Source organism: Methylobacterium radiodurans, assembly GCF_003173735.1.
In the GTDB taxonomy this organism is placed as follows: Bacteria; Pseudomonadota; Alphaproteobacteria; order Rhizobiales; family Beijerinckiaceae; genus Methylobacterium; species Methylobacterium radiodurans.
Genome location: NZ_CP029551.1, coordinates 148,740 through 172,248 on the forward strand (window position 1 = coordinate 148,740; position 23,509 = coordinate 172,248).

Consider the following 23,509-nt stretch of genomic DNA (forward strand, 5'->3'; position numbering starts at 1 on the left):
CTCCGCGGCGCGGCCGGGGACACGGATCGGCAGGTATGGGGCGGTCATGGTCGGGCGCTGTCCTCGTCGCCGGCGGCGAGCCGGCGGTAACCGGCGATCTGGGTCTCGACGAGGAAGCGGGCCGCCGCCGGGTCCGCGTCGTGGCCGCGGTACCAGTCCATCGTCAGCTGCACCGTGCGGGCGAAGTCGAGGAGTGGGCGCCAGGCGAGGCCGGCCTCGGCCTTGGCCGTGTCGAGCTTGAGGATCCCGGCCTCGGCGACCGCGGAAGGCTCGATGCGGACCGGGATCGGGTCGCCGCCCCAGGCCGCGAGGGCGGCCTCGACCAAGCGGCCCACCGCGACCTCGCCCGAGCGCGCCGGGCCGAAGTTCCAGGCGCCCGCGGCGCGCGCGTCGCCGTCGAGCAGGCGCGCGCCGAGCAGGAGATAGCCGTGCAGGAGTTCGAGCACGTGCTGCCAGGGCCGGACGGCGCCCGGCTTACGCAGCACGAGCGGCGTGCCGGCCCGGATGGCGCGCACGAGATCGGGCACGAGGCGATCCTCGGACCAGTCCCCGCCGCCGATGACGTTGCCGCCCCGCGCGGTGGCGAGGCGCAGCCGGTCGCCCGGCACAAGGGCCTGCCGGTAGCTCGCCGCCACGATCTCGGCGGCGGCCTTGCTGGCGCTGTAGGGATCCTTGCCGCCGAGCGGGTCGGTCTCGCGGTAGCCCCAGACCCATTCGCGGTTGTCGTAGCACTTGTCCGAGGTGACGCAGACCACCGCCCGCACCGAATCGGTGCGCCGCGCCGCCTCCAGTACGTGGGCGGTCCCCATCACGTTGACCGCGAAGGTCGCGAGGGGGTCGGCGTAGGAGCGCCGCACCAGGGCCTGGGCGGCCAAGTGGAACACGACCTGCGGGCGGAAGGCCGCCACGGCCGCCTGCACCGCCTCGGCGTCGCGGATGTCCACGAAGCGGGACTCGATCCGTCGGGCGAGATCGAGTTCCTCGAACAGGCTCGGCCGGCCGGGCTCCGGCGCGAGCGCGAGGCCCATCACCTCCGCGCCCTCGGCCAGAAGCCAGGCGGCGAGCCACGCGCCCTTGAAGCCCGTATGCCCCGTGAGGAGGACGCGGACGTCGCGATAGCGCTCAGGCGTCATGGCGGCTCTCCCCAGGCGGCGCGCGGCGCATCAGGCGGCCCCAGCGAACGGGACGCGATCCTCGGCAGCGTCCTGTCCGTCCTCCAGTCCCGCCTGCGGCGCCTCGCCCAGGCGCTCCAAGAGAACCCTGTAGAGGTCGGCCGGCTGGATCCGCTCCTGCTGTGCGAACGGTCCGCAGGAACCGAAGAACATCATGAGGATGTAGCGGATGACGGCGGCCTTGAACGCCTCCGAAGCCCCGAACGGTCCGATGACGCCCCTGAGGTGGTCGAAGAACTGGAACAGGCCGAGATAGGTCTGCCTCGCCGCGTTCTGCCGCGTCTCCTGGCTCTGGTGCATCCGGTAGAGGAACATGGCGTCCGGGGCGTAGAAGACCTTGGTCTCCGGCGTGTTGACGCCGATGAAGGGGATCGTGTCGGCGAAGAAGGACGAGGACAGAGCGGGCTGCCCGCCGCAGCGAAGCCACTCGGACCGGCGGTAGAAGACCGAGAACACCGTGTTGATCTGGTTGTGCTCCGTCGGGCTCGCGAAGTAGCGCGGCAGCCAGGTCGCCGCCGATTCGCTGTAGGCAGCCGGCGCCAAGGGCTCGGATTGGTGCAGAACCTCGTTCTTCTCGTTGATCAGGACCCTGCGGCCGAGCCCGACCTGCACCGCCTCGTCCGCCTCGAAGGCCGCGACCATCGTCGAGATGTAGGTGTCCGAGATCAGGTCGTCGTCGCTCAGCACGAGCATGTACTTGCCCCGTGCCTGCCGCGCCGCCTCGGCGACGTTGATCTCCAGCGGCAGCGTGAACGGATGGGTGATGACGCGGAAATCCGTGTTGTGGATCCGGCGCAGGAAATCCGCCGTCCCGTCCCGGCTGGCATTGTTGCTGACGATGATCTCGATGTTCTTGTAGTCCTGCGCGGTAACCGACCAGATCGACTGGGCCAGCAACTCGAGCCGGTTCAGCGTGGGGATGATGATGGAAACGAGCGGCTGAGACATCGGGTCGTCCTTGATCGGGAGCCGGACTGGGGCGGAAGCGGCGTGCGGTGCGGCGTCACGTGTCCTGGCGGACGATCACCGCGGAGCCGTCGACGTCGAGGCGGATCGGTATGACGGCGTGGCCCGGGAGCCCGGCCCGCAGCAGCGGCAGGCGCTCGGGATCGATCAGCGCGAGAAAGAAGCCGCCGCCGCCCGCCCCGCACAGCTTCGCCCCGTGGGCGCCCGCCGCGGTGATCGCCTCGAAGATCGCGTCGAGCGTCGCGTTCGAGACGTGGTCGGAGAGCGTCCGCTTGATGAGCCAGGACTGGGAGAGCATCGCGCCGAGTTCGCGCAGCCAGCCAGGGGATCCGCGTTCCAGCAGGTCGACGCACTGCCCGACCAGGGCGTAGAGATCCGACAGCTCCCGGTCGATCCGGCGCTCGGCCGTCGCCTTGATCTGCGTGGCCACCGCCTGCGTCGCCCGGCGGGCGATGCCGGTATGGACGAGCACCATCGCGCGGTTGAGCTCCTCGATAACCGCCGACGAGGCCTGGACCGGGCTGATCCGGATCGCGCCGCGGTCGAAGTCGAAGCGGTTGATCCCACCGAAGGCCGCGTGCAGCTGGTCCTGGACACCGACGTTCTCCCGCAGGAGATCGCGCTCGGCCGAGATCGCCGCCTTGGCCAGCTCGATCTTCGTCGGTCGCCGCCCCTGGATGGCGTAGACCGCGCGCAGGAAGCCGACCGTGAAGGCCGAGGACGAGCCGAGCCCGCTGCCCGTCGCGGGCAGGTCGGAGATCACGCTGATGTCGAGCCGGTCCGAGATGCCGTAGTGCTTGAGGACCTCCCGCACGACCGGATGCTCGATCTCCTCCACGCTGTCGCAATGCTCCAGCTGCGAGTAGCTGACGCGGTAGTTGTAGGCCTGAAAGGCCGTCAGCTTGAGCGCCGTGATGTAGATGTACTTGTCGATCGACAGCCCGACCACCGCACCGGGATAGCGGTGGAAGTATTCGGGATAGTCGGTCCCGCCGCCGAACAGGCTGACCCGCACAGGGGTCTTCGTCATCCAGAGCATGGCACGCGCGTTCTCATGCGAGCGAGAGGTGTCGAACGTCCGGGCGCGGGCGGCGCGCGGGATCCGGGCCGGTCCGAACCCTCACCACGGGATATGCCCGAACCGGTCCACGAGCCCCTGGTACTCGGCGTCGCTCTCCTGCTTCGCGGTCGAGCCCTGGCCGACCGCCGAGGTGCCCGAACCCGGATGGACGAGGCGCCGCACCAGGGGCAGCACGTAGCCGTGGCGCACGAGGTGGCTGTTCGGGCCGCCGAGGCTGAGCACGTTGGCGAGCCAGGGCCGAACCTGCTGCGCATCCCGAAGGCTGGCGGGCGCCGTCGCCTCGACGAGATGGCCACGGCGCAGGCCAGTCTCCGCCAGGCGCCCGAGCCACTCGTTGTCGTAGTGCCACTTCGACCACATGCTGACGTCGCCGACGCGCGCGTGGGTGCTGCGGCGCATCAGCCAGCCGGAGGGCGTGGGAAAGTCGTTGATCCGCACGGCCTCGCCCGACTCGTCAACCTCGAGCTGGGTCGAAGAGACGAAGTCGAAGCTGTCGAGGGCGGGAATCGCGACCGAGAGGTATTGCGGCAGCCAGCGATCGTCGTCCTCCAGGAAGCCGACGAGGTCCCAGCTGTCGTCCACGGCCTGGAGGGCAGCGTTCAGGGCCGCGACCTGGGTCCTGCGGTCGCTGTGCACGAAGGTGAGCAGCGGGTGCTCGGCCAGCCGCGCCGGGATCTCGGTGCCGGGATCGACGCCGACGAAGAAGCGCAGCTCGACCGGCCGGTCGAGTTGCTGCGCCTCCGCGCTGCGGACCGCGTGTTCGAGGAAGTAGACGCCCGAGCCCTCGTCGCCCGCGAGCGTCGAGAGCTTCAGCCGGGACGGCGTGATAATCGCGATCTTCATCTCACGCCTCTTGCAGCCGTCGCGGCACGGTGCCGGACGGGTCGTCGGTGATCTGTTCGGACGGATCCGCCTGGGGTCGCGGGAGGATGCCCTCGCCGACCAGGAAGGCGTGGAGGTCGCCGCCGGGGAAGAGATGCGGGCGCACGCCCGCCGCGCGGGCGGCCGCGCAGTCGCTCTCCCGGTCGCCGACGAGGCGGCTCGCGGCGCGGTCCACGGGCCAATGCGCCATGAGGTCGAGCAGCATGCCGGGCTCGGGCTTGCGCCAGGGATGGGCGCGCGCGTAGGCCGGCACCACGCCCTCCGGGTGGAAGGGGCAGTAGCGCACGTCGTCGATGTGGGCGCCGGCCGCGCGCAGCTCCGCCCGGATCCCGGCGTGAAGCACCTCGACATCCGTCTCCGCGTAGAGCCCGCGGGCGATTCCCGCCTGGTTGGTGACGAGGAAGACGAAGGCGCCGGCCTCGTTGAGGGCGGCCACCGCCTTGGCGGCGCCCGGGATCCAGCGGAACCGGTCTCGCGAGCCGACATAGTGGTCGTCGTGGTTGAGCACGCCGTCGCGGTCGAGGAACACGGCCGGGCGCATACTCTGGCGCGGAATCTCGACCTGCGCCCGCGCGAAGCTCTCCGGCACGCCGATATCGAGGAAGTAGCCGGAGCGGATGAGTCCGGCGACGCGGCCGGCCTCCGCCAACCGGGGCAGCACGTCCCGCTCCAGCGAGCAGGGGCCAGTGATCTCCGCGAGCAGGGAGCGGCGGACGAGGTAGATGCCCGCGTTGATGAGGCCCGGCCCCGGCGCTGGCGGCCGCTCCAGGAAGGCCGTCACCGTCTCGCCGCGGGTCAGGGCGACGCCGTAGCGCGCGGCGTCGGGCACCGCGCGCAGAGTCAGCGCGATGTCCGCCCGGGCGTTGCGCGCGAGGAGCGGTGCGAGCGCCAGGAGATTACAGTCGAACCAGGAATCGCCGTTGAGCAGGAGGAACTCATCGTCGGCGAGGCGGGCCGCGTGGGCGAGCGCGCCCCCGGTCCCGGCCTGATTGGGCTCGATGCAGATCCGCAGGCGCATCCCGAAGCGCTCGGCAACCGGGTTGGCGCGGATATAGGCCTCGATCTTCTCGCTGCGGAAGGCGGCGAGCAGCACCACCTCCTCGAAGCCGTGGCGGCCGAGCTCGAACAGCAGCGTGTCGAGGAAGGGCCGGCCCGCCACCGACAGGAGCGGCTTCGGGGTCTCGGCCGTCAGGGCTCCGAGGCGGGTGCCGAGCCCGCCGCAGAGGATCATCGCCTGGCGCAGCACGGGATCAGGCCGCCCGGTTCCGCGCACCATCCCGGGACGCATCCTTCTGCGCGAAGCGCTCGGCCAGGTTCGGGCGCAGGCGCGCCTCGACCCGGCCGCAGATCGCGTGGGCGAGCGCCATGTGGACCTGCTGGATCAGCGGCGTCGCGTCGGAGGGCACGCACAGCAGCACGTCGGCGAAGGGCGCCATCAGGCCGCCGCTCCGCCCCGTGAGACCGATCGTGGCGAGGCGCAGATCCTGCGCGGCGTGCATGGCGCGAAGCACGTTCGGCGAGTTGCCGGAGGTCGAGAGCGCGAGGCAGACGTCGCCCGGGTGCCCGAGGGCCAACACCTGGCGCTCGAACACCCGCTCGTAGCCGTAATCGTTGCCGATCGCGGTGAGGACGGAGGTGTCGGTGGTCAGCGCGAGCGCCGCCAGCGGCGCGCGGTCGTAGTTGAAGCGCGAGACGAACTCGCCCGCGATGTGCTGGGCGTCGCCCGCGCTTCCGCCATTGCCGAAGACGAGCAGCTTGCCGCCGGCCTCGAGCGACGCGCCGATCCGGTCGGCGGCCTGCTCGGCTGCAGCGAGCAGGTTGGGGCAGTCGATCGCTGCCTGGATCACGTCCCGCGAGCTGACGAGGTACTCGGTGAAGTCGGTCATGGTCGGCGCCGTCCAGCCTGTCGCGGAGCGGCGGGGCCGGCCATCAGGACCCGTCCCGCCGCTCCCGCCAAGACCCGCGCCCGAGGGGCGGACCTTCAGGCCTACGGTCTGGCGCACGCGCCTTGTGTCAGACTTGCGTCCCGCGTTCGGGCGGGGCCGCACCGGCTCAGACGTTGGCGAAGCGACCGTTGCGCAGCATCGTGTAGCCGCGCACCAGCTCGCGGATGCCAGCGTCCAGATCGATGTCCGGCGACCAGCCCGTCGCCTCGAGCTTGTCGTTCGAGACGATGTAGTCGCGCTTGTCCGGATCCTCGCCGATCGGCGCCTCGATGTAGACGAAGCGCGGCACGTGGTCCTTGATCCGCGCGCAGAGTTCGAGCTTCGACAGGTTCGCCGAGGACAGGCCGAGGTTGTAGGCTTCGCCCCGCATCTGCGCGAACCGGTCGATCGCGTGCAGGAAGCCCTTCGCGACGTCGCGGATGTGGATGTAGTTGCGCTTGAAGTGCCCCTCGAACACGACGAGTGCGCCGTCGTTCACCGCCCGGTGAGTGAAGTCGTTGACGAGGAGGTCGAGGCGCATGCGCGGCGCCATGCCGAAGACCGTGGCGAGCCGCAGGGAGACGCCGCGGCCACTGCCGAGCACCGCGTCCTCGGCCTCGCACTTCGTGACACCGTAGAGCGAGATCGGCCGCAGCGGCGTCTCCTCGGTGCAGAACTTTCCGGCCTCGCCGATGCCGTAGCCCGAATTCGTGGTCGGATAGACGATCATCTGGTCGCCGCCGCTTCGGGCGACGAGGTCGCGCACGGCGTCGCGGTTGAGGGTGGTGGCGCCGACCGCGTCCTCCTTGCAGAGCGGCGCGCCGACCAGGGCGGCCAGCGGGATCAGCACGTCGTGCTGCGGCACGAGTTCATCGAGGAGACGATGGTCGCGCGCGTCGCCGCGCACCGGCCTGAACCCCTCGTAGGCGCAGGCGGCGGCCAATTCCGTGCCCCCGGCCCGGAAGGTGTCGAGCACCGTCACCGAATCGCCGCGCTGCAAGAGGATCGGCACGAGGATCGAACCGATGTAGCCGGCCCCGCCGGTCACGAGTACGCGCATGGTTCCGCCCTGCTTCGGGTCTCGTCCGAGACCGTGCCCCGGCGGGACCGCACTCGCGGCGGCGCTCCGCCCTGGTGCGCGCCTACCACGCTTCGGCACCGCGCTTGAAGACGACGCGCGCGGGGCGGGCGACGACGGCGCGCACCTGTGTCCGGGAGGACTCGGCCCGCGGCTAGCGGCCGACTGACCGGAGGTAGCGCTCGACCTCGGCTCCGCTCTCCGGGAGCGGCCGGCCCGTCAGCGCGGCAAGCTTGTCGGTCGCGATCTCGAAGCGGAGGGTCGGCGCCTCGGGCGCGAAGGGTGCGCGGGCGCCCAGCCGGGCGTGCAGGTCGCCGATCCGGACCGTGCCGGTGGCGCCCAGATTCACGATCTCGCCGCAGACCTGCCGCTCGACCAGGGTCCAGACGAGGTCGGCGGCCGTGTCGGTGCCGATGAACTGCAGCGCGCTGTCGGGCGCGAGCCGGACCGTCTGGTCGTGGAGCATGTCGAAGACCGCGTTCTTGCGCATCCCCGACCCGACGAAGCCGCCCATGCGCAGCACGAGCGGCCGGGGGTGGCGGGCCAGCACCAGCTGCTCCGCGAGGTACTTGTGCAGGCCGTACCGGCTCTGGCGCCGCACATCGATGGGAGCGGCTTCGTGCGCGAGCGACGGGCTGCTCGGGTCCGGATAGACGTCGCCGCTCGACAGGTAGAGGTAGGCGTCGCTGCGGAAATCCTCCAGCGTGTGGCAGACGGAGCGGACGGAGGCGTCGAACTCCCAGCGCGGGTCGCGGTCGGCCAGGAACTTCTTCGAGTTCCCGTTCGCGTTGATCAGGAGCGCGCAGGCCGTGCCGATATGAGCCTCGTAGTTCGCGCGGGTGATCACACGGTGCTCCAGCCCGCGCGCGGCGCAGAGCCGCGCGTAGGCCGAGCCGACGAAGCCGTCACCGCCGAGAACGTAGATCATGGCTCAGAGCCGCAATCCGTCGCCGCGGGTCTCGTAGTTCGCCGCCAGCCAGTCGATGGTCCGGCGCAGCCCGTCCCGCAGGGGCGTCCGACAGGAAAGCCCGAGACCGGCGAGCCGCGCGGTGTCGAAGATCTTGACCATCTGGCCGTCCGGCTTGTCCCTGTCCCAGACGATGCGGCCCTCGAACCCGACCAGCTCGGCGATGATCTCGGCGAGGTCACGGATACGCGTGGGCTCGCCCTGGCTGACGTTGACCGGCTCGTCGGCGCTGTAGCGCTCGATGAAGTAGGGGATCGTCGCCGCCACGTCGCCCGCGTAGACGAAGTCGCGTTGGGGTTGGCCGCTGCCCCACATCACGACCTCGCCCACGCCCTGCCGCCGGGCCTCGTAGTAACGCCGGATCATCGCCGGGACGACGTGGCTGTCGAGGGTGGTGAAGTTGTCGAACTCGCCGTACATGTTGCCGGGGATGATCACGGCCGTGTCGAGGCCGTACTGGCGGCGGTAGGAGCGCGCCGCCACCGTGCCCATCATCTTGGCCGTGGAGTAGCCCGCGCTCTCGTCCTGCGGGTAGCCCTTCCAGAGTTGGCTCTCGTCGATGGGGCTCGCAGCCGTCGCCGGGTAGGAGCAGCCGCCCATCGGGTAGACCAGCTTGCCGATCCGGCGCCGGGCCGCGGCCTCGAACATGTGCGCGGTCAGGATCGTGTTGCGATAGTAGAAGTCGGCCGGGTAGGTCCGGTTCGCGCCGATGCCGCCGGAATAGGCGGCGTAGTGCACCACGACGTCGGGCCGGGTCGCGTCGAGCAGCCGCTCGACCTCGCGCAGATCCATCAGGTCGTGATCCGAGCTTGAGACTGCGACGACGTTGTCCGCACCATAGGCTTCTCGGAGCACCGGCAGCGTGTGGCGTCCGAGGAAGCCGGAAGCCCCGGTCATCAGGATGCGCTTCGGCATGGCGTCCTCGTCCTCTCGTCGGCCGCCGCTTTAGGACCGCACCCGGCCGCTCGCAAGCACTCGCTCTCTCGGGTGCCTGCTCAACCCATCCTCGCGGGGATCACCACCCCGATCCAGCCCTCGGTGATCGCGGCAGGCACACCCTTGATCGTCCGTCCGAGACGCAAAACCCGGTTCGGCCGCACCCGCGGCATGGGCCGGCGCAGAACGCCCGGCCGAAGATGACACGCTCCGCCGGCCGGCGGCGCTACGAGAGCTTGCGGACGACGAACCGCTCCATCAGCAGGCCGATGCTGAGCGTCGTGAGCCCGAACATGACCACGTAGAAGTAATCCACTTGGACATCGAGGGCCGGATAATAACCCAGCCGAACCCACTCGATGATCTGAACCGCAGGATTGTACTTGAGGATAGAGTAGATCTGCTCGGGCAGATAATTCGGCAGGAACATCACACCACTGGTGATGTAAATGATGATGTTGAACAGGACGTAGCCCATCGCCCAGGCGGGAAAGTACGCCATGATGCAGACGTTCACGAAGCCGATCCCGATACCGAGCAGGATCGCCGCCAGGAATCCCGTCACCGCCGTGAAGGGTTCAACCGGTCGCGGATCGACGCCGAGGGCGGCCAGGATCGCCAGCACGACGATCAGGCTGAGGGAGCCGCTGACGATCTCAACGAGCAGGCGCGCGAAGATCACGTCAATGAGCTTCACCTGTGGGTAATACGTGAGCGGCCGATTGGCGCCGACCGACTTCATCACTTCGCGGGACATGTACTGATAAATCAGCACCGGCACCGCGCCGCTCGCGAAGAAGATCGGACTGCTCTCACCGATCGGCGCCGGCACCTTGCGGAAGTAGTAGATCGCCACCAGCATGAAGACGTGGGCGCAAGGCCAGAGCACGACCACGGCGTAGCCCCAGTAGGAGGCGCCGAAGCGGGTGCGCATGTCGCGCAGCATCAGGGCGTGCAGCACGCGCAGGTAGGATTCGGTCGCGCTCAGCCGCGGCGCGGCGTCCGGAAGCGCGAGGGCCGACGGACCCTGGTAGCTCATGGCGTCTTGCGTCTCTCGGATCGGGGCGTCAGCCACCGGTTAAGCCGCAGGCTCTGCGCGGGCAACACGTCGAGAGTATGGCCTTGCGGCGCGAGCCGCCGACGTCCTTTCCGGATGCTCCGATGCCGGCCGGCGCTGGGAGCAGACGACGGCGTTCCGAGCTCTGGCTTGCATCTCCGAGGCATAGCCCGTTGCTTTAATCCCGGCTCGATCGACGATTGCGGATCGAACGGGCCTCGCTGTCACTAGCTCTTCCGCCACATGCTCACATGATCAGCAGAGAAAACCAGGCATCGCCCCTGGCGACCGCTTGACGGTCGATCGTGATTCAAGGCTACTGAATACAGAGTGCCACCGCGAAGGGCACCGCCGCGCGAGCGGCCTGTTGGGAGAGGAAACGATGCGATTTACCGTAGGCGCGTCCGCGCTCGCGCTGGCCTGCGCGCTGGCGCTCACACCGGCCCGGGCCGCGGACCCGATCAAGATCGGCCTGAGCGGGCCCTACACGGGCGGTTCCTCCTCGATGGGCGTCTCGATGCGCGACGGCGCCAAGCTCGCCGCCGCCGAGATCAACAAGGCGGGCGGCGTGCTCGGCCGGCCGATCCAGCTCGTGGAGCGCGACGACGAGGCCAAGAACGAGGTCGGCGCCCAGGTCGCCCAGGAGCTGATCAACAAGGAGAAGGTCGTCGCCAGCGTCGGCTTCATCAACACCGGCGTGGCGCTGGCCGCCCAGCGCTTCTACCAGGAAGCCGAGATCCCGGTGTTCAACAACGTCGCCACCGGCACGATCATCACCAACCAGTTCAAGGAGCCGGACTACGACGCCAACTACGTCTTCCGGAACTCCGCCTACGACGTGCTCCAGGCCGGCCTGATGGTCGACGAGGCTCTCGCCCAGGGCCACAAGAAGATCGCGATCCTGGCAGACTCGACCAATTACGGCCAGCTCGGCCGCGAGGACATCGAAAAGTACCTCGCCACCAAGGGCGTGAAGCCGGTCGCGGTCGAGAAGTTCAACATCAAGGACGTCGACATGACGGCCCAGCTGCTGAAGGCGCAGCAGGCCGGCGCCGAAGTCATCCTCGCCTACGGCATCGGGCCGGAGCTGGCGCAGATCTCCAACGGCATGGCCAAGCTCGGCTGGAAGGTGCCGATGATCACGAGCTGGCCGTCCTCGATGCAGAGCTTCATCGATATCGCCGGCGCCAACGGCAACGGCGTGATCATGCCGCAGACCTTCATCGAGGATCAGACGCTGCCGAAGCGCAAGGCGTTCCTCGAGAACTACTACAAGACGTACGGCGTGACGAAGATCCCGACCCCCGTGGCGGGCGCGCAAGGCTACGACTCGATCTTCCTGCTCGCGGCGGCCATCAAGCAGGCCGGCAGCACCGACGGGGCGAAGATCCGCGCCGCCCTGGAGAACCTGAACGAGAAGGTCGAGGGCGTCGTCACCACCTACGACAAGCCTTTCACGGCCAAGGACCACAACGCGATCTCCCGCAACATGGTCGTGTTCGGCAAGGTGCAGGACGGCAAGATCGTCTACGCCAAGCCCGAGGATGCCAAGAACGCGGGCGTCGTCCGCCTCAAGGAGAAGACCTCGAACTGAGGTCGGCCATCGCCACCGGCTTCCTCCGGAAGCCGGTGGCTCGACTCCGCGGAAGATCGGCCCGCAGGGCCCCCCGGCGTGGCGGCTCCGATCCGGATACGCGCACGGCGATCGGGAGCGGGCCGGAGCAGCCGGCCCGCTCCCGGTGCCGCACCATTCCCATCGATCCGACGGCCGTGTCCGCGGATCCCAGGCATCCCCCCTCACGGCGTACCCATGGCCATCCTGCTCCAGCTCATCGCGTCCGGCGTCGCGGTCGGCATGATCTACGCGGCGATCGCGTTCGGCTATCAGCTGACCTTCGCCACCTCGAAGACGCTGAACTTCGGCCAGGGCGAGGCCTTGGCGCTCGGCGCCCTGTTCGGCCTGACACTGGTGCCCTTCACCGGCTACTGGCTGATGATCCCGCTGGTCCTCGTCTTCGGCTTCGCGCTCGGCGCCGTGGTTGAGCGGCTCGGCGTGCGCCCGGCCGTGAAGATCAAGTCCGAGTACGGGTGGATCATGGCCACCATCGCGCTCGGCATCATCTTCAAGAACGTCGCCGAGAACGTCTGGGGCCGCGACGACCTGAAGTTCCCCTCTCCGCTCCCCGAGGAGGCGATCCAGGTCGCGGGCATCCGCATCCTGCCGATGGAGCTGCTGATCGTGGCCGGCGCGCTGCTGATGATGCTCGCGGTCGAGATCTTCAACCGCAAGTCGATCTGGGGGAAGGCTGTCGTTGCCACATCCAACGACATCGACGCCGCCGGCCTGATGGGCATCAACACCCAGCGCGTCATCACCCTGTCCTACTCGATCAGCGCCATGACGGCGGCGTTCGCCGGCGTGCTCGTCGCCCCCGTGACGCTCACCGGCGCCACGATGGGTGCGGTGCTGGCGCTCAAGGCGTTCGCGGTGGCGATCATCGGCGGCCTCGAATCCGGCCTCGGCGTCATCGTCGGCGGCCTGATCCTCGGCGTCGCCGAGACGCTTACCGGCTTCTACATCTCGACCGGCTACAAAGACGTGCCGGGCCTGATCCTGCTTCTCGTCGTTCTCTCGATCCGCCCCGTCGGCCTGTTCGGCAAAGCGGTCATCAAGAAGGTCTGAGCGTGTACCCCCGGCTTGATCCTACGGCTGCCTGACGCCATGGCGCAGACCCTTGCCCCCGCTCCCGCCGCCGCGCCCGCGCCGGCCTCCGCCCCGAGCCTGTCCCGCTACGCGGGCCTCATCGGCACCGTGCTCCTGGTGGTGTTCCTCGCCGCCTTCCCGCACGTGGTCACGAGCTCGTACTACATCCACCTCGTGGTGGTGATCGCGATCTACGCGATCCTGATCCTCGGGCTCGACATCGTGGTCGGCTATACCGGCCAGGTCTCGCTCGGACATGCCGGCCTGTTCGGCGTCGGCGCCTACGGTGCGGCGGTGCTGTTCCTGCACTTCAAGCTCGGGCTCTGGTGGGGGATCCTCGCCGGCATCGGCGTGACCTCGGCCTTCGGCGTGCTGCTCGCCGTGCCGGCTTTGCGCGTCACCGGACCGTATCTGGCCATGGTGACGCTCGCCTTCGGCACCATCGTGCAGATCTTCATCAACGAGCTGACGCCGCTGACGAACGGGCCGCTGGGCATCACCCTGCCGCCGGCCCGGGTGCTCGACTTCTCGCTGATCGGCATGCAGGCCCCCTGGGGGGCCGCCGGGCGCAAGCTGGAGTTCTACTATCTCACCTGTATCGCGCTGCTGGCCACGATTCTCATCGTCAACCGGGTGGTGCGCTCGCCCTTCGGCCGCGCCTTCGAGGCCCTGCGCGACTCGCCGATCGCCTGCGACTGCATGGGCGTCTCGGTGTACCGCTACAAGGTCTACGCCTTCGTGATCTCGGCGGCCCTCGCGGGGCTGGCCGGCGCGCTCTTCGCGTGGTCGGAGCGCTACGTCGCGCCGAACTCCTACGGCTTCGAGCTGACGGTGCTGTTCCTGCTCGCCGTCACGATGGGCGGCCGCAAGTCGCGCGCCGGCCCGATCATCGGCTCGGCCATCATCGTGATGATGCCCAACATCCTGGCCGACATCCAGCTCGTGCGGATCATGGCCGGCATCATCGCGGCGGTCGCGCTGGTGGTCGGGGCGCTGGCTTTCCTGCGCCGCCAGGAGAACCGCTTCGCGATCCTTGTGCCGGTGGCGCTCTGCCTCGCCTTCTTCCCGGCGACGCTCGCCCTGCAATCGGTGACCGACTTCCGCCTGACGGTCTTCGGCCTGATGATCCTTTTCGTGGTCTACTACCTGCCGGACGGCATCGTCGGCTTCGTCCGCGAGAAGATCCCGGCTCTCCGCCCGGCCCACACGGCCGAGGGCAAGAGCGTGCAGGCCGAGGGCGCGGCGCTCAGCGTCCAGAGCGGGCGCGGCGGCGCCGACCCGCTCCTCAAGGTCGAGCAGGCGCTGATGCAGTTCGGCGGCCTGAAGGCGCTCGCCGGCGTCGACCTCACGGTGCGGCCGGGCACGATCCACGGGCTGATCGGCCCGAACGGCTCGGGCAAGAGCACGATGATGAACGTGCTCACCGGCATCTACAAGCCGACCGCGGGCAGCGTGACGCTCGCCCGCGCGGACGGCAGCACCCGGCTCGACGGGCGCACGCCCTCCGAGATCGCGGCGTCCGGCGTCGCCCGCACCTTCCAGAACGTGCAGCTCTTCCGCGAGATGACGGCTCTGGAGAACGTGCTGGTGGGCCTCCATCACAGCTTCCGCGGCAACATCTTCGACGCGATCCTCGGCACGCCGCGTCGCCGCCGCGAGGAGCGCGAGCAGCGCGCCCGCGCCATGTCGATCCTCGACTTCGTGGGCCTGAGCGCCCTCGCGCAGGTGGAGGCACGCAACCTTCCCTATGGCAAACAGCGCCTCCTCGAGATCGGGCGCGCGCTCGCCCTCGATCCGGTGCTGCTCCTCCTCGACGAGCCGGCGGCGGGCCTGACCGCCCCCGACATCGCCGAGCTGACCACGATCATCCGCAAGATCCGGGACGCGGGCATCACCGTGATCCTGATCGAGCATCACATGGACGTGGTGATGGGGCTCTGCGACCGCGTCAGCGTGCTCGATTTCGGCCACAAGATCGCCGAGGGCAGCGCCCGCGACGTGCAGCAGGATCCCAAGGTCGTCGAGGCCTATCTCGGCAGCCCGGTCGCCGACGAGGAGACGGCCCATGCTTGAGGTCTCGGGTCTCTCGGCCGGCTACGGCCAGATCGAGGTGCTGCACGGCCTCGACTTCGCGGTGCCGAAGGGCCAGGTCGTGGCGCTGATCGGCTCGAACGGGGCCGGCAAGACCACCACCATGCGGGCGCTGTCGGGGATGATCCGGCCGCGGGCAGGCTCGATCCGCCTCAACGGGCGCGAGATCGGCGGGCTCGAGAGCTACGACGTCGCCCGCTTCGGCCTCGCCCACTCGCCCGAGGGGCGCCGGGTCTTCCCGACGCTCTCGGTCGAGGACAACCTGACGCTCGGAGCGTTTCCCCGGCTCACCGGGGCGCGGCCGAAGGGCGACGTGGCCGCCGACCGCGACCGCGCCTTCGAGCTGTTCCCGCGGCTGAAGGAACGGCGCACGCAGCTCGCCGGCACGCTGTCCGGCGGCGAGCAGCAGATGCTCGCCATGGGCCGAGCCCTGATGCTGCGCCCGGAGATCCTGCTCCTCGACGAGCCATCGATGGGGCTCGCCCCCAAGCTCGTGGAGGAGGTGTTCCGGATCATCCGGCAGCTCAAGGCCGATCAGGTGACGATGCTCCTGGTCGAGCAGTTCGCCATGGCGGCGCTGGGCGTCGCCGACCACGCCTACGTGCTGGAGAACGGCCGCATCCGCTTCCAGGGTCCGGCGCAGCAGTTGAAGAACGACCCCGCGGTGCGGGCGGCCTATCTCGGCGGCGGCCACTGACGGGAGAGGCGGGGCGCTCCCCGGGCGCCCCGCACTTGGACCGCCGGCCCGGTGCCGACTGGGCGCGGAGGGCCCCGAGACGGCCTCACGCCCTGGACGGGATCCTCCGGCCGGCGCCCGGCGCGCGGGCGTCCTCCACGAGGCGGCCGCCCTCGATGCGCAGGACGCGATCGACCTGATCGAGCATGCGCTCGCTGTGGGTGATGAAGACCTTGGCGGCCCGGATGCCCTTCAGGCTCTCCACCAGCGCGGCCTCGGTCGTCGGATCGAGATTGGCCGTCACCTCGTCGAGGAGCAGCAGGCGCGGGCGGCGGCAGAGCGCGCGGGCCAGCAGCAGGCGGCGGCGCTGCCCGGTCGAGAGCAGGCCGCCCTCCTCCGAGACCTGCGTGGCGTAGCCCTGGGGCAGGCGCTCGATCTCGTCGCGCAGGCCCACGCAGACGAGCGCCGCCTCCATCTCGGCCCGCGAGACGGCTGGGTCGAACAGCGAGAGGTTGTCGGCCACGGTTCCGGCGAAGAGGCCGTCGTCGGCGAAGACCACGCCCAGATTGCTGCGGTACTCGCGCTTGCCGAACTGGTTGAGCGGGCTGCCGTCCACCAGCACGCGGCCCTCGGCCGGCTCGTGCAGGCTCGCCAGGATCTTCATCAGGGAGGACTTGCCCGAGCCCGAGACGCCGACGATCGCCACGGTCTCGTGGGTCGCGAGGTCGATGCGCAGGTTCACCTCGCGCAGGATCGGCTCGTCGGCGCGGCCGAACTGCACCGTCACGTTCTCCAGCCGCACCTCGCGGTTGAGCGTCCGGTGGAAGGTCGCGTCCTGCAGGCCGGATTCCGGCTCCTGGCCGAGCACGTCGTCGAGGCGCTGGAAATGCACCCGCATCGCCGAGAGATGCATCAGGTTGCTGGTGAGCAGGTTGACGCGCTCGAAGAACTCGCCGCGCAGCGCGAAGAAGGCGTAGAGCGTACCGATCGTCAGCGTGTTCGAGATCACGCCGACGATGCCCATGTAGAGGGTCGCGACCGTGCTCGCCACGATCACGAGATGCATGAACAGCTCCGCGTCGATCCCGGCCTTGCGCGCCCGGAAGTCGAGGTTGGCGAAGCGCGAGAAGCTCTCGAACCAACGCATCGCGAACAGCTCGGTGCCGTTATGCGCCTTCAGGCTGTCGACCCGGCGCAGGCCGTCGAGGAGGCGCGCCCGCTCCTCCGAGCGCGCCTCCAGCGAGCCGAAGGTCGCCTGGTTGAGCTTCGGGAAGGTCAGGAAGCGCATCCCGATCACCGCGACCAGGGTGAGCATCGTCACCACCGCCATGGCGGGGGAGTAGTAGAGCATCAGCCCGATGATCAGGATCGAGGTGGCGCTGTCGGCAAACGCCGTGACGAGGCCGCCGACGAGGAAGGCCTTGACGTGCTCGATCGAGTCGACCCGGGCCACGAAGTCGCCGGGGTGGCGCAGTTCGAAGTAGTTCAGCGGCAGCCGGAAGGCGTGGCCGACCACGTTGCGGGTGAACTGCAGTTGGAGAAGCGTCGAGGCCCGCAGCGTCACGTAGTCACGCAGCCAGCGCCCGATCGCCTCGAAGCTCAGCAGCAGGACGAGACCGATCGCCAGCACGTGGAGCAGGTCGAGATCGACCTGCGGGATCACCACGTCGAGGGCGATCTGCAGCAGCACCGGCATGGCGAGGCCGAGGAGCGCGATCGCCACCGTGACGAGGCTGATCTGCCAGACCGTGCCGCCGAGCCCGCGCGTGGCGCGGAACACCTCGCGGAAGGTCAGCTTCTTCTCGGCCTGGACCCGCTTGAGGTCCATCCGGGGCGCGAATTCGAGCACGACGCCGGAGAAGAGCTGCTCCATGTCGGCGCGCTCGTAGAGGCGCAGGCCGAATTCCGGGTCGTGCACCCGGTAGCGGCCGCCCCGGACCGATTCGAGCACCACGAAGTGGTTGCCCTTCCAGTGCAGGATCGCCGGGAGCTGGACGCCCTTCAGCTCGTCGATGTTGGAGAGCGCGTATCCGCCGGCATCGAGGCCGAGCGTGTCGGCCAGTTCCACGATGTCGCCGAGCGACATGCCGGTGCGCGAGAGCGGGAACAGGGCGCGCAGGTAGGCGAGGTCGATGTCGTGCCGGTGGTAGTTCGCCACCATGGCGAGGCAGGTCAGCCCGCACTCGTTGGTCTCGCTCTGCACCAGCGAGCGCACGCGCCGCCGTCCCCCGGCCAAGCCCTTCAGCCACTCGCTCATCCGAGCCTCGCTCCGGTTCCTGGCAGGATCAGCCGCGCCCGCGCATCGCGCGGATCGGGTCGAGCATCCAATCGATCAGCCGCCGCTTCTCGACGACGATGTCGGCCGACAGCGTCGAGCCGATCCGGATCGGCTCGTCCACGCCGTAGGCCCTGATCGTGCGGGCGTGAGGGCGCACGTCGATCCGGTAGGTCGACTGGCGGGTGAGCGAGGTCGGGTCGAACACGGCCTCGCCCGCATCCGCCATCGCCACGGCGGGCGCGCGCAGGGGCGTGCCGGCGATCTGCGTGATCGTGCCGTGGGCGATGCCGAAGGTCTTGAACGGGAAGGCGTCGTACTTGATCACCACGTCCTGGCCGACCTTGGCGAGGCCGATGGCCCGGGCCGGCACCTCCAGCACGATCAGCGGCTCGGCGCCCGAATCACCCACGATCGCCAGGATCTGGTCGGCGGAGACCGAGGCGCCGGGCTCCACGAACAGCCCCGCCACCTGTCCGTCCACGGGCGAGACGATGTCGAGGCGCTCCAGGGCGCTGTAGCCGGTGAGCTGCGCCTCGATCGCGCTCAGCTCGTTCTCGGTCGCGGCGAGCTGCGCAGCCTTCTCGGTGGCGGTGGTGCGCTGACCCGTCAGGCGCTCGGCGGTCGATTGCTTCAGCTCGGCCCGGCGGGCGCGCAGCTCGGCGATCTGGCGGGCGTAGTCGAGGGCGATGCGGCGCTGGCTGTTGAGCGATTCGCGCGTCGCGTAGCCCTGGTTCATGTAGGACTGGACGCGCGCGACCATCTCCTCCTGCTGGCGCAGGCCTTCCTTCAGGGCCCGCTCCTGCTCGTCGAAGGCGCGCGTCACGTTGGCGACGTTGCTCTCGGTCTCGCTGCGGTCGCCCTTCGTGGCGTCGAGGAAGGCGATCAGGCGCTCGCGGTCGCGCTGGAGGTTGGCCTTGCGCTCGCGCAGGCTGCGCAGGTTCGCCGTCACGGTCGAGACGCCGCCCGTGGTCTGGTCGCGCACCTGGATCTGCATCAGGCGCTGGCCGCGGGCGACGCGGTCGCCTTGGCGTACGTCGATCCCCTGGACGATGCCGGCCGCGCGCGCGTCGAGCCGGGTCAGGCCGGAGGCTGCCGACACGTAGCCGCGCACCGATTCGCTGCGCGCGAAACGCCCGAGGAACAGGGCCGCCACCAGGGCCACGACGATCGCGCCGAAGAACCACGCCATCCAGGCGGCGCCGCGGTCCTGCTGCAGGTGGATCGTCGCGCCGGGCCGGCGCTTCTGGAACGCCGCGACGGCCGAGGTCCGGTCGGGACCGGCATCCGGCGTGTCAGGCTCGCTCATGGTCAGGGGTCACGCGGCAGTCCGGATCGGTTCATCCGCCTCCTTGGTCCGGGAGGCGTCGTCCGTGACTGTATCGGTGACCGGTAAATAGTCTCGCAGCGCCGACCACAGGTGCCACTGCTCGGGGCGCGCCCTGAGGCTCGCCTCGATATGGGCCCGCACCAGGGCGGCGACGCGGGCGCGCTCCTCCGGCGCGCTCGAATGCACCTCGAAGGTGGGCCCGACCCGCACAAGGTCGCCCTCCGGCTCCATCGTGCAGGCCAGCGGCACCACGAGGGCGTTGGTGAGGCGCGCCAGCGTGTCCGTGCCGAAGGCGAAGCGGGTCTCCAGGCCCAGCACCGGCATCGGGGCCGGCGCGCCGTAGGCGGGGTCGAGATCGCAGAAGTTCACGATCACCGCGCCGTTGCGGGCGAAGCGCACGGCCTCGAGAAAGCCCATCCGGTCGGTGACCTGATGGAAGCGCATCTCGACGCCGACCTCGCGGATCCGCTCGATCACGGCGGTCTCCAGGGGCATGTCGTCGCGCTGGCGCAGCACGAGGAGGGGCCGGCCGGGGAAGAAGCGGATCATCAGGCAGGCGAGCGACAGGACGTAGGCGCCCATGTGGAGCGGCGTCAGGATCACCGGCCGGCCGGTCGCGGCGGCGCGCTCGAGGGCGGCCGGGTCCGAGACCGCGATGCGGCGGGTGTCGCGCTTCAGGGCCGGAATGCTGCGCACGAGGAGCGCCAGCCACTCGGCCTCGGTCTGCACGTTGTGGAGCACCACCTCGCGCTCCAGGCGCCGGGCCTCACGGCTCGGCTGGCGCAGGAGGCGCTGGAACAGGCGGGCGTGCCCGGTCTTCTCGAAGCCCCGGACCAGGCCCGACAGGGTGAAGGTCGTCCTGAGAACCCGGCGCCGCATCCGGAGCGGCAGGCCGGCGATCCGGCGGGCGAGAGAGCCGATGCGCGGGTCGATCTCCGTCATGCCGCAGCCCCGTGATCCTGACGCATACAGGATCGGGGCGGAACGCACCCCGACCTCGATCCTCGTTGAGCGCGGCCTGCGAGAGGCCGCGCATCCGTCAGATCAGCACTTCTTCGACTTGCCGCCGTTGTCCTTGGGGCCGCAGGGATCGCACTTCGGCGCGGGGGCGCAGATGGTGCCGCCGGTCACAGCCTTCAGGGTCTTCGCGTCGAGCTTCGTCATGGCCTGTACTCCCGATCTCTGGATTGCGTCTGCCGTTTGAAGTCTTGGAGGACGCGCGCCGCACGAACGGCGCGCGTCCGTCAAATCAGCACTTCTTGGACTTGCCGCCGTTGTCCTTGGGGCCGCAATTGTCGGGCTTCGGGTCGCACTTGGCGGTGCCGCCGGTCACAGCCTTCAGGGTCTTCGCGTCGAGCTTCGTCATGGTTCTGCCTCCTGCTCCGAACTGGTGTTCCCCCGTTCGGTGAGAGGACAATGCGCATTCGGGACATCACTGTCCAGCGAGTGCTAATGAATTTTCTACCATCATTGCACAGGATAGAAGGTCTTGGTTAAATCGTTAACAGACTACGTATGAGTACTTACGTAGACCGACACTGTACAACCGATGGTTTTGCAGCCCAGGAGTCTGCACGCTTCCCGCCGAGGCGGGGCGCCGCCCGCGCGGGTCAGGACGCCCGGCGCGCGGCGGGACTGCGGATCAGGCCGGATCGCGCCGACGGCCGGGGGCACGCGGGCGGTGGGTGCAGGTTTCGAGGCCGACACTGCAGTCCATGGCCTCGCTGAGGCGGTCGCGCGCGCGCCGGAGGGCGGCGGCGCGCGCGGCGGCCTCCTGCTGCACCCGCCGCGCCTCGGCGCGCAGAGCCTCGGCCTGGCGGAGGGCGGCGTTCATCCGTGCGAGGAGCGGATCGTCGGCCATGGGCGCGAGATTAGCCGCTGCGCGCCGGCCAGGCTTTCACCTGTGAGGCAGAGCCTGCGCCTCAGCCGCGCAGGCCCGGTGCCTCCTGGCCGGTGCGAGCGACGTACTCGGTGTAGCCGCCGCCGTAATTGTGCACCCCGTCCGGGGTCAGTTCCAGCACGCGGTTCGAGAGTGCGGCCAGGAAGTGCCGGTCGTGGGACACGAACAGCATCGTGCCCTCGTAGCGGGCGAGCGCCGCGATCAGCATCTCCTTGGTGGCCATGTCGAGGTGGTTGGTCGGCTCGTCGAGCACCAGGAAGTTCGGCGGGTCGTAGAGCATCCGCGCCATCACGAGGCGGGCCTTCTCGCCGCCGGACAGAACCCGGCAGCGCTTCTCCACGTCGTCGCCCGAGAAGCCGAAGCAGCCCGCGAGGTTGCGCAGCGACCCCTGGCCGGCCTGCGGGAAGGTCTCCTCCAGCATCTCGAAGATGGTCTGGTCGCCGTCGAGGATGTCCATCGCGTGCTGTGCGAAGTAGCCGAGCTTCACGCTCGACCCGAGCGCCACCGTGCCATCATCGGGTTCGGTCGTGCCGGTGACGAGCTTGAGCAGCGTCGACTTGCCGGCACCGTTGATGCCCATCACGCACCAGCGCTCGCGGCGCCGCACGGCGAAGTCGAGCCCCTCGTAGATGGTGCGGCTGCCGTAGCGCTTGTTCACGCCCTTGAGCGTGGCGACCTCCTCGCCGGAGCGGGGCGCGGGCTGGAACTCGAAGGCGACGGACTGGCGCCGCTTCGGGGGCTCGACACGCTCGATCTTGTCGAGCTTCTTTACCCGGCTCTGGACCTGCGCGGCGTGGGAGGCGCGGGCCTTGAAGCGCTCGATGAAGGCGATCTCCTTGGCGAGCATCGCCTGCTGGCGCTCGAACTGCGCCTGCTGCTGCTGCTCGTTGATGGACCGCTGCTGCTCGTAGAAGGCGTAGTCGCCCGAATAGGTGGTGAGCGTGCCACCATCGATCTCGATCACCTTCGAGACGATGCGGTTCATGAACTCGCGGTCGTGCGAGGTCATCATCAGGGCGCCGTCGAACCCCTTGAGGAAGGATTCCAGCCAGATCAGGCTCTCGATGTCGAGGTGGTTGGAGGGCTCGTCGAGGAGCATCACGTCGGGGCGCATCAGCAGGATGCGGGCGAGCGCCACGCGCATCTTCCAGCCGCCCGAGAGCTTGCCGACATCGCCCTCCATCATCTCCTGGCTGAAGCCGAGACCGGCCAGCACCTCCTGGGCGCGGCCCTCCAGCGCGTAGCCGTCGAGTTCCTCGAACCGGGCCTGGACCTCGCCGTAGCGCTCGACCAGGGCCTCCATCTCGTCCATCCGGTCGGGATCGGCGAGCGCCGCCTCCAGGGCCTGCAGCTCGGTTGCGACCGCGCTCACGGGACCGGCGCCCTCCATGACGGCCGCCACGGTCGAGCAGCCGGACATCTCGCCGACATCCTGGCTGAAATACCCGATGGTGATGCCGCGGTCGGCCGCGACCTGGCCCTCGTCGGGCTGCTCCTCGCCGGTCATCATGCGGAACAGCGTGGTCTTGCCGGCCCCGTTCGGGCCGACGAGCCCCGCCTTCTCGCCGCGCTGAAGGGCGGCGGAGGCCTCGACGAAGACGAGCTGCCGGCCGTTCTGCTTGGTGATCTTGTCGAGGCGTATCATCGGGTCGCGGACGTTGAGGGAGGATCCCGCGGGCCTTACGGCATGGGCCGGGCAAGCGGAAGGCTTGCCGGCGGGGTCCGCCCGTGAACGGGCCGCACGGGCCCACCGGTCGAACCGCGAGCGGCCCGAACCAGCGAGCGGCCGCTCGGGGTCGGTGCGGACATTGACCTCGATCCCGATGGCGCGCGCCCGCTGCCCGGAAGCGATGAGTGTTGCGGGCCTCGAGCGGTCGTGCGTCGGCTATCCAGGCTGGCTTTCGGCAAATGAACCTCCTACCCTCCCCCAGAGGGCGTGTATTTGGGAACCGTTCATGCTGTCGCGGTCTGCTCTACTGATTTTGTCCGTATCGGCGCTCCTCGCGGGTTCTGCTCATGGGCAGCAGCCGACAGGTCAGATGGAGCTGGACTGCTCACGGTTCACGCACAACCCGGACGGGTCTTGGAGCGTGAAGCAGCCCCTCGAACTCTTCAGCGAGAACGGTCGCGTCCGCATCTCTCCTGGACCGCCGTTCAAGCCCGGCCTGTCGTTCGGAGGGCTCGACCTCGCGAGGATGCTCGATGAGCAGTGCCGATAGTCGCGCCCCCGTCCAGGGCAAGCATGCCCGTCCGCGGATCGGTATCATCATCGCCGCCGTTATCCGGCCTTTCACGGCGGGAAGCTCCTCGATCCGCATCGTGAAGCGCGACCTGAGTATTCGAACAGAGCACCGATGACCGGACGCGCGGCAAATCCAAGAGGGGTCGAACGCGGTCTCCCGGATGGTCAGGCCGATCGGGTTCAAATCCCGGTCAAGGAGTTCGCGCACCCCTCCGAGCCTGACTTAT

The 23,509-nt window shown here is 69.3% G+C and carries 20 protein-coding genes; 5 read left to right on the top strand and 15 right to left on the bottom strand.

What is annotated here, in order from left to right; all coding sequences use genetic code 11:
* Positions 1–44: 44 nt before the first annotated feature.
* The 10 genes from rfbG to DK427_RS00650 all read right to left on the bottom strand — a co-directional run bounded on the left by rfbG (position 45) and on the right by DK427_RS00650 (position 10,046).
* Positions 45–1,133, bottom strand: coding sequence for a CDP-glucose 4,6-dehydratase (gene rfbG, locus DK427_RS00605; RefSeq protein WP_109949570.1), 1,089 nt, complete (start codon positions 1,131–1,133; stop codon positions 45–47).
* A 30-nt stretch (positions 1,134–1,163) separates the two neighbouring features.
* Positions 1,164–2,120: a glycosyltransferase family 2 protein gene (locus DK427_RS00610; RefSeq protein ID WP_109949571.1), complete on the bottom strand. Its 957-nt coding sequence runs from the start codon at positions 2,118–2,120 to the stop codon at positions 1,164–1,166.
* Between the two features lie 55 nt (positions 2,121–2,175).
* Positions 2,176–3,168 (bottom strand): GHMP family kinase ATP-binding protein, encoded by a 993-nt coding sequence (locus tag DK427_RS00615; protein ID WP_245930734.1) that lies wholly within the window; start codon positions 3,166–3,168, stop codon positions 2,176–2,178.
* Between the two features lie 90 nt (positions 3,169–3,258).
* On the bottom strand, positions 3,259–4,062 hold the full coding sequence (locus tag DK427_RS00620; protein ID WP_109949573.1) for a glycosyltransferase family 2 protein: 804 nt from the start codon (positions 4,060–4,062) through the stop codon (positions 3,259–3,261).
* Between the two features lies 1 nt (position 4,063).
* Positions 4,064–5,377, bottom strand: a complete 1,314-nt coding sequence (locus DK427_RS00625) for an HAD-IIIA family hydrolase (RefSeq protein ID WP_245930735.1) — start codon at positions 5,375–5,377, stop codon at positions 4,064–4,066.
* Positions 5,352–5,987, bottom strand: a complete 636-nt coding sequence (locus DK427_RS00630) for a D-sedoheptulose 7-phosphate isomerase (RefSeq protein ID WP_109949574.1) — start codon at positions 5,985–5,987, stop codon at positions 5,352–5,354. Before DK427_RS00630 ends, DK427_RS00625 begins: the two co-directional genes overlap by 26 nt.
* Before the next feature lie 166 nt (positions 5,988–6,153).
* Positions 6,154–7,086, bottom strand: coding sequence for an NAD-dependent epimerase/dehydratase family protein (locus tag DK427_RS00635; protein ID WP_109949575.1), 933 nt, complete (start codon positions 7,084–7,086; stop codon positions 6,154–6,156).
* A gap of 172 nt (positions 7,087–7,258) precedes the next feature.
* Positions 7,259–8,032 carry an NAD-dependent epimerase/dehydratase family protein gene (locus tag DK427_RS00640; RefSeq protein WP_109949576.1) on the bottom strand — a complete coding sequence of 258 codons (774 nt, stop codon included), beginning with the start codon at positions 8,030–8,032 and terminating at the stop codon, positions 7,259–7,261.
* A gap of 3 nt (positions 8,033–8,035) precedes the next feature.
* Positions 8,036–8,986: an NAD-dependent epimerase/dehydratase family protein gene (locus DK427_RS00645; protein WP_109949577.1), complete on the bottom strand. Its 951-nt coding sequence runs from the start codon at positions 8,984–8,986 to the stop codon at positions 8,036–8,038.
* Between the two features lie 247 nt (positions 8,987–9,233).
* Entirely contained in the window at positions 9,234–10,046 is an 813-nt protein-coding gene (locus DK427_RS00650; protein WP_109949578.1) for an ABC transporter permease, read from the bottom strand.
* A gap of 400 nt (positions 10,047–10,446) precedes the next feature.
* Between DK427_RS00650 and DK427_RS00655 the strand changes: the two genes are divergently transcribed.
* The 4 genes from DK427_RS00655 to DK427_RS00670 all read left to right on the top strand — a co-directional run bounded on the left by DK427_RS00655 (position 10,447) and on the right by DK427_RS00670 (position 15,556).
* Positions 10,447–11,658, top strand: a complete 1,212-nt coding sequence (locus DK427_RS00655; RefSeq protein ID WP_109949579.1) for an ABC transporter substrate-binding protein — start codon at positions 10,447–10,449, stop codon at positions 11,656–11,658.
* Positions 11,659–11,874: 216 nt separating this feature from the next.
* Positions 11,875–12,747 carry a branched-chain amino acid ABC transporter permease gene (locus DK427_RS00660; protein WP_109949580.1) on the top strand — a complete coding sequence of 291 codons (873 nt, stop codon included), beginning with the start codon at positions 11,875–11,877 and terminating at the stop codon, positions 12,745–12,747.
* Positions 12,748–12,786: 39 nt separating this feature from the next.
* A complete protein-coding gene (locus DK427_RS00665) occupies positions 12,787–14,841 on the top strand; it encodes a branched-chain amino acid ABC transporter ATP-binding protein/permease (protein ID WP_109949581.1) in 2,055 nt (684 codons plus the stop codon).
* Positions 14,834–15,556 carry an ABC transporter ATP-binding protein gene (locus DK427_RS00670; RefSeq protein WP_109949582.1) on the top strand — a complete coding sequence of 241 codons (723 nt, stop codon included), beginning with the start codon at positions 14,834–14,836 and terminating at the stop codon, positions 15,554–15,556. Before DK427_RS00665 ends, DK427_RS00670 begins: the two co-directional genes overlap by 8 nt.
* Positions 15,557–15,641: 85 nt before the next feature.
* Here the strand turns inward: DK427_RS00670 and DK427_RS00675 are convergent, their stop codons facing one another.
* The 5 genes from DK427_RS00675 to DK427_RS00695 all read right to left on the bottom strand — a co-directional run bounded on the left by DK427_RS00675 (position 15,642) and on the right by DK427_RS00695 (position 22,685).
* Positions 15,642–17,792 (bottom strand): peptidase domain-containing ABC transporter, encoded by a 2,151-nt coding sequence (locus tag DK427_RS00675; protein ID WP_109949583.1) that lies wholly within the window; start codon positions 17,790–17,792, stop codon positions 15,642–15,644.
* A gap of 28 nt (positions 17,793–17,820) precedes the next feature.
* The gene (locus DK427_RS00680) at positions 17,821–19,119 is read right to left on the bottom strand and encodes an HlyD family secretion protein (protein ID WP_109949584.1); all 1,299 of its coding nucleotides are present in this window, start codon (positions 19,117–19,119) and stop codon (positions 17,821–17,823) included.
* Positions 19,120–19,128: 9 nt separating this feature from the next.
* Positions 19,129–20,082, bottom strand: a complete 954-nt coding sequence (locus DK427_RS00685) for a lysophospholipid acyltransferase family protein (RefSeq protein ID WP_109949585.1) — start codon at positions 20,080–20,082, stop codon at positions 19,129–19,131.
* 700 nt (positions 20,083–20,782) lie between these two features.
* Positions 20,783–21,001 (bottom strand): hypothetical protein, encoded by a 219-nt coding sequence (locus DK427_RS00690; RefSeq protein ID WP_109949586.1) that lies wholly within the window; start codon positions 20,999–21,001, stop codon positions 20,783–20,785.
* A 61-nt stretch (positions 21,002–21,062) separates the two neighbouring features.
* The gene (locus tag DK427_RS00695; RefSeq protein WP_109949587.1) at positions 21,063–22,685 is read right to left on the bottom strand and encodes an ABC-F family ATP-binding cassette domain-containing protein; all 1,623 of its coding nucleotides are present in this window, start codon (positions 22,683–22,685) and stop codon (positions 21,063–21,065) included.
* A gap of 557 nt (positions 22,686–23,242) precedes the next feature.
* On the opposite strand from DK427_RS00695, the gene DK427_RS25940 reads away from it, so the two are divergent.
* Positions 23,243–23,398 carry a hypothetical protein gene (locus DK427_RS25940; RefSeq protein WP_162559633.1) on the top strand — a complete coding sequence of 52 codons (156 nt, stop codon included), beginning with the start codon at positions 23,243–23,245 and terminating at the stop codon, positions 23,396–23,398.
* Positions 23,399–23,509: the final 111 nt, after the last annotated feature.

Bases quoted from the DNA above. Each gene is read 5' to 3' on its own strand.
- DK427_RS00695 (WP_109949587.1), bottom strand. From the start codon at position 22,685: ATGATACGCCTCGACAAGATCACCAAGCAGAACGGCCGGCAGCTCGTC.
- DK427_RS00625 (WP_245930735.1), bottom strand. From the start codon at position 5,377: ATGGTGCGCGGAACCGGGCGGCCTGATCCCGTGCTGCGCCAGGCGATG.
- DK427_RS00665 (WP_109949581.1), top strand. From the start codon at position 12,787: ATGGCGCAGACCCTTGCCCCCGCTCCCGCCGCCGCGCCCGCGCCGGCC.
- DK427_RS00650 (WP_109949578.1), bottom strand. From the start codon at position 10,046: ATGAGCTACCAGGGTCCGTCGGCCCTCGCGCTTCCGGACGCCGCGCCG.
- DK427_RS00680 (WP_109949584.1), bottom strand. From the start codon at position 19,119: ATGAGCGAGCCTGACACGCCGGATGCCGGTCCCGACCGGACCTCGGCC.
- DK427_RS00630 (WP_109949574.1), bottom strand. From the start codon at position 5,987: ATGACCGACTTCACCGAGTACCTCGTCAGCTCGCGGGACGTGATCCAG.
- DK427_RS00620 (WP_109949573.1), bottom strand. From the start codon at position 4,062: ATGAAGATCGCGATTATCACGCCGTCCCGGCTGAAGCTCTCGACGCTC.
- DK427_RS00610 (WP_109949571.1), bottom strand. From the start codon at position 2,120: ATGTCTCAGCCGCTCGTTTCCATCATCATCCCCACGCTGAACCGGCTC.
- DK427_RS25940 (WP_162559633.1), top strand. From the start codon at position 23,243: ATGAGCAGTGCCGATAGTCGCGCCCCCGTCCAGGGCAAGCATGCCCGT.
- DK427_RS00655 (WP_109949579.1), top strand. From the start codon at position 10,447: ATGCGATTTACCGTAGGCGCGTCCGCGCTCGCGCTGGCCTGCGCGCTG.
- rfbG (WP_109949570.1), bottom strand. From the start codon at position 1,133: ATGACGCCTGAGCGCTATCGCGACGTCCGCGTCCTCCTCACGGGGCAT.
- DK427_RS00660 (WP_109949580.1), top strand. From the start codon at position 11,875: ATGGCCATCCTGCTCCAGCTCATCGCGTCCGGCGTCGCGGTCGGCATG.
- DK427_RS00685 (WP_109949585.1), bottom strand. From the start codon at position 20,082: ATGACGGAGATCGACCCGCGCATCGGCTCTCTCGCCCGCCGGATCGCC.
- DK427_RS00690 (WP_109949586.1), bottom strand. From the start codon at position 21,001: ATGGCCGACGATCCGCTCCTCGCACGGATGAACGCCGCCCTCCGCCAG.
- DK427_RS00670 (WP_109949582.1), top strand. From the start codon at position 14,834: ATGCTTGAGGTCTCGGGTCTCTCGGCCGGCTACGGCCAGATCGAGGTG.
- DK427_RS00675 (WP_109949583.1), bottom strand. From the start codon at position 17,792: ATGAGCGAGTGGCTGAAGGGCTTGGCCGGGGGACGGCGGCGCGTGCGC.
- DK427_RS00645 (WP_109949577.1), bottom strand. From the start codon at position 8,986: ATGCCGAAGCGCATCCTGATGACCGGGGCTTCCGGCTTCCTCGGACGC.
- DK427_RS00640 (WP_109949576.1), bottom strand. From the start codon at position 8,032: ATGATCTACGTTCTCGGCGGTGACGGCTTCGTCGGCTCGGCCTACGCG.
- DK427_RS00615 (WP_245930734.1), bottom strand. From the start codon at position 3,168: ATGACGAAGACCCCTGTGCGGGTCAGCCTGTTCGGCGGCGGGACCGAC.
- DK427_RS00635 (WP_109949575.1), bottom strand. From the start codon at position 7,086: ATGCGCGTACTCGTGACCGGCGGGGCCGGCTACATCGGTTCGATCCTC.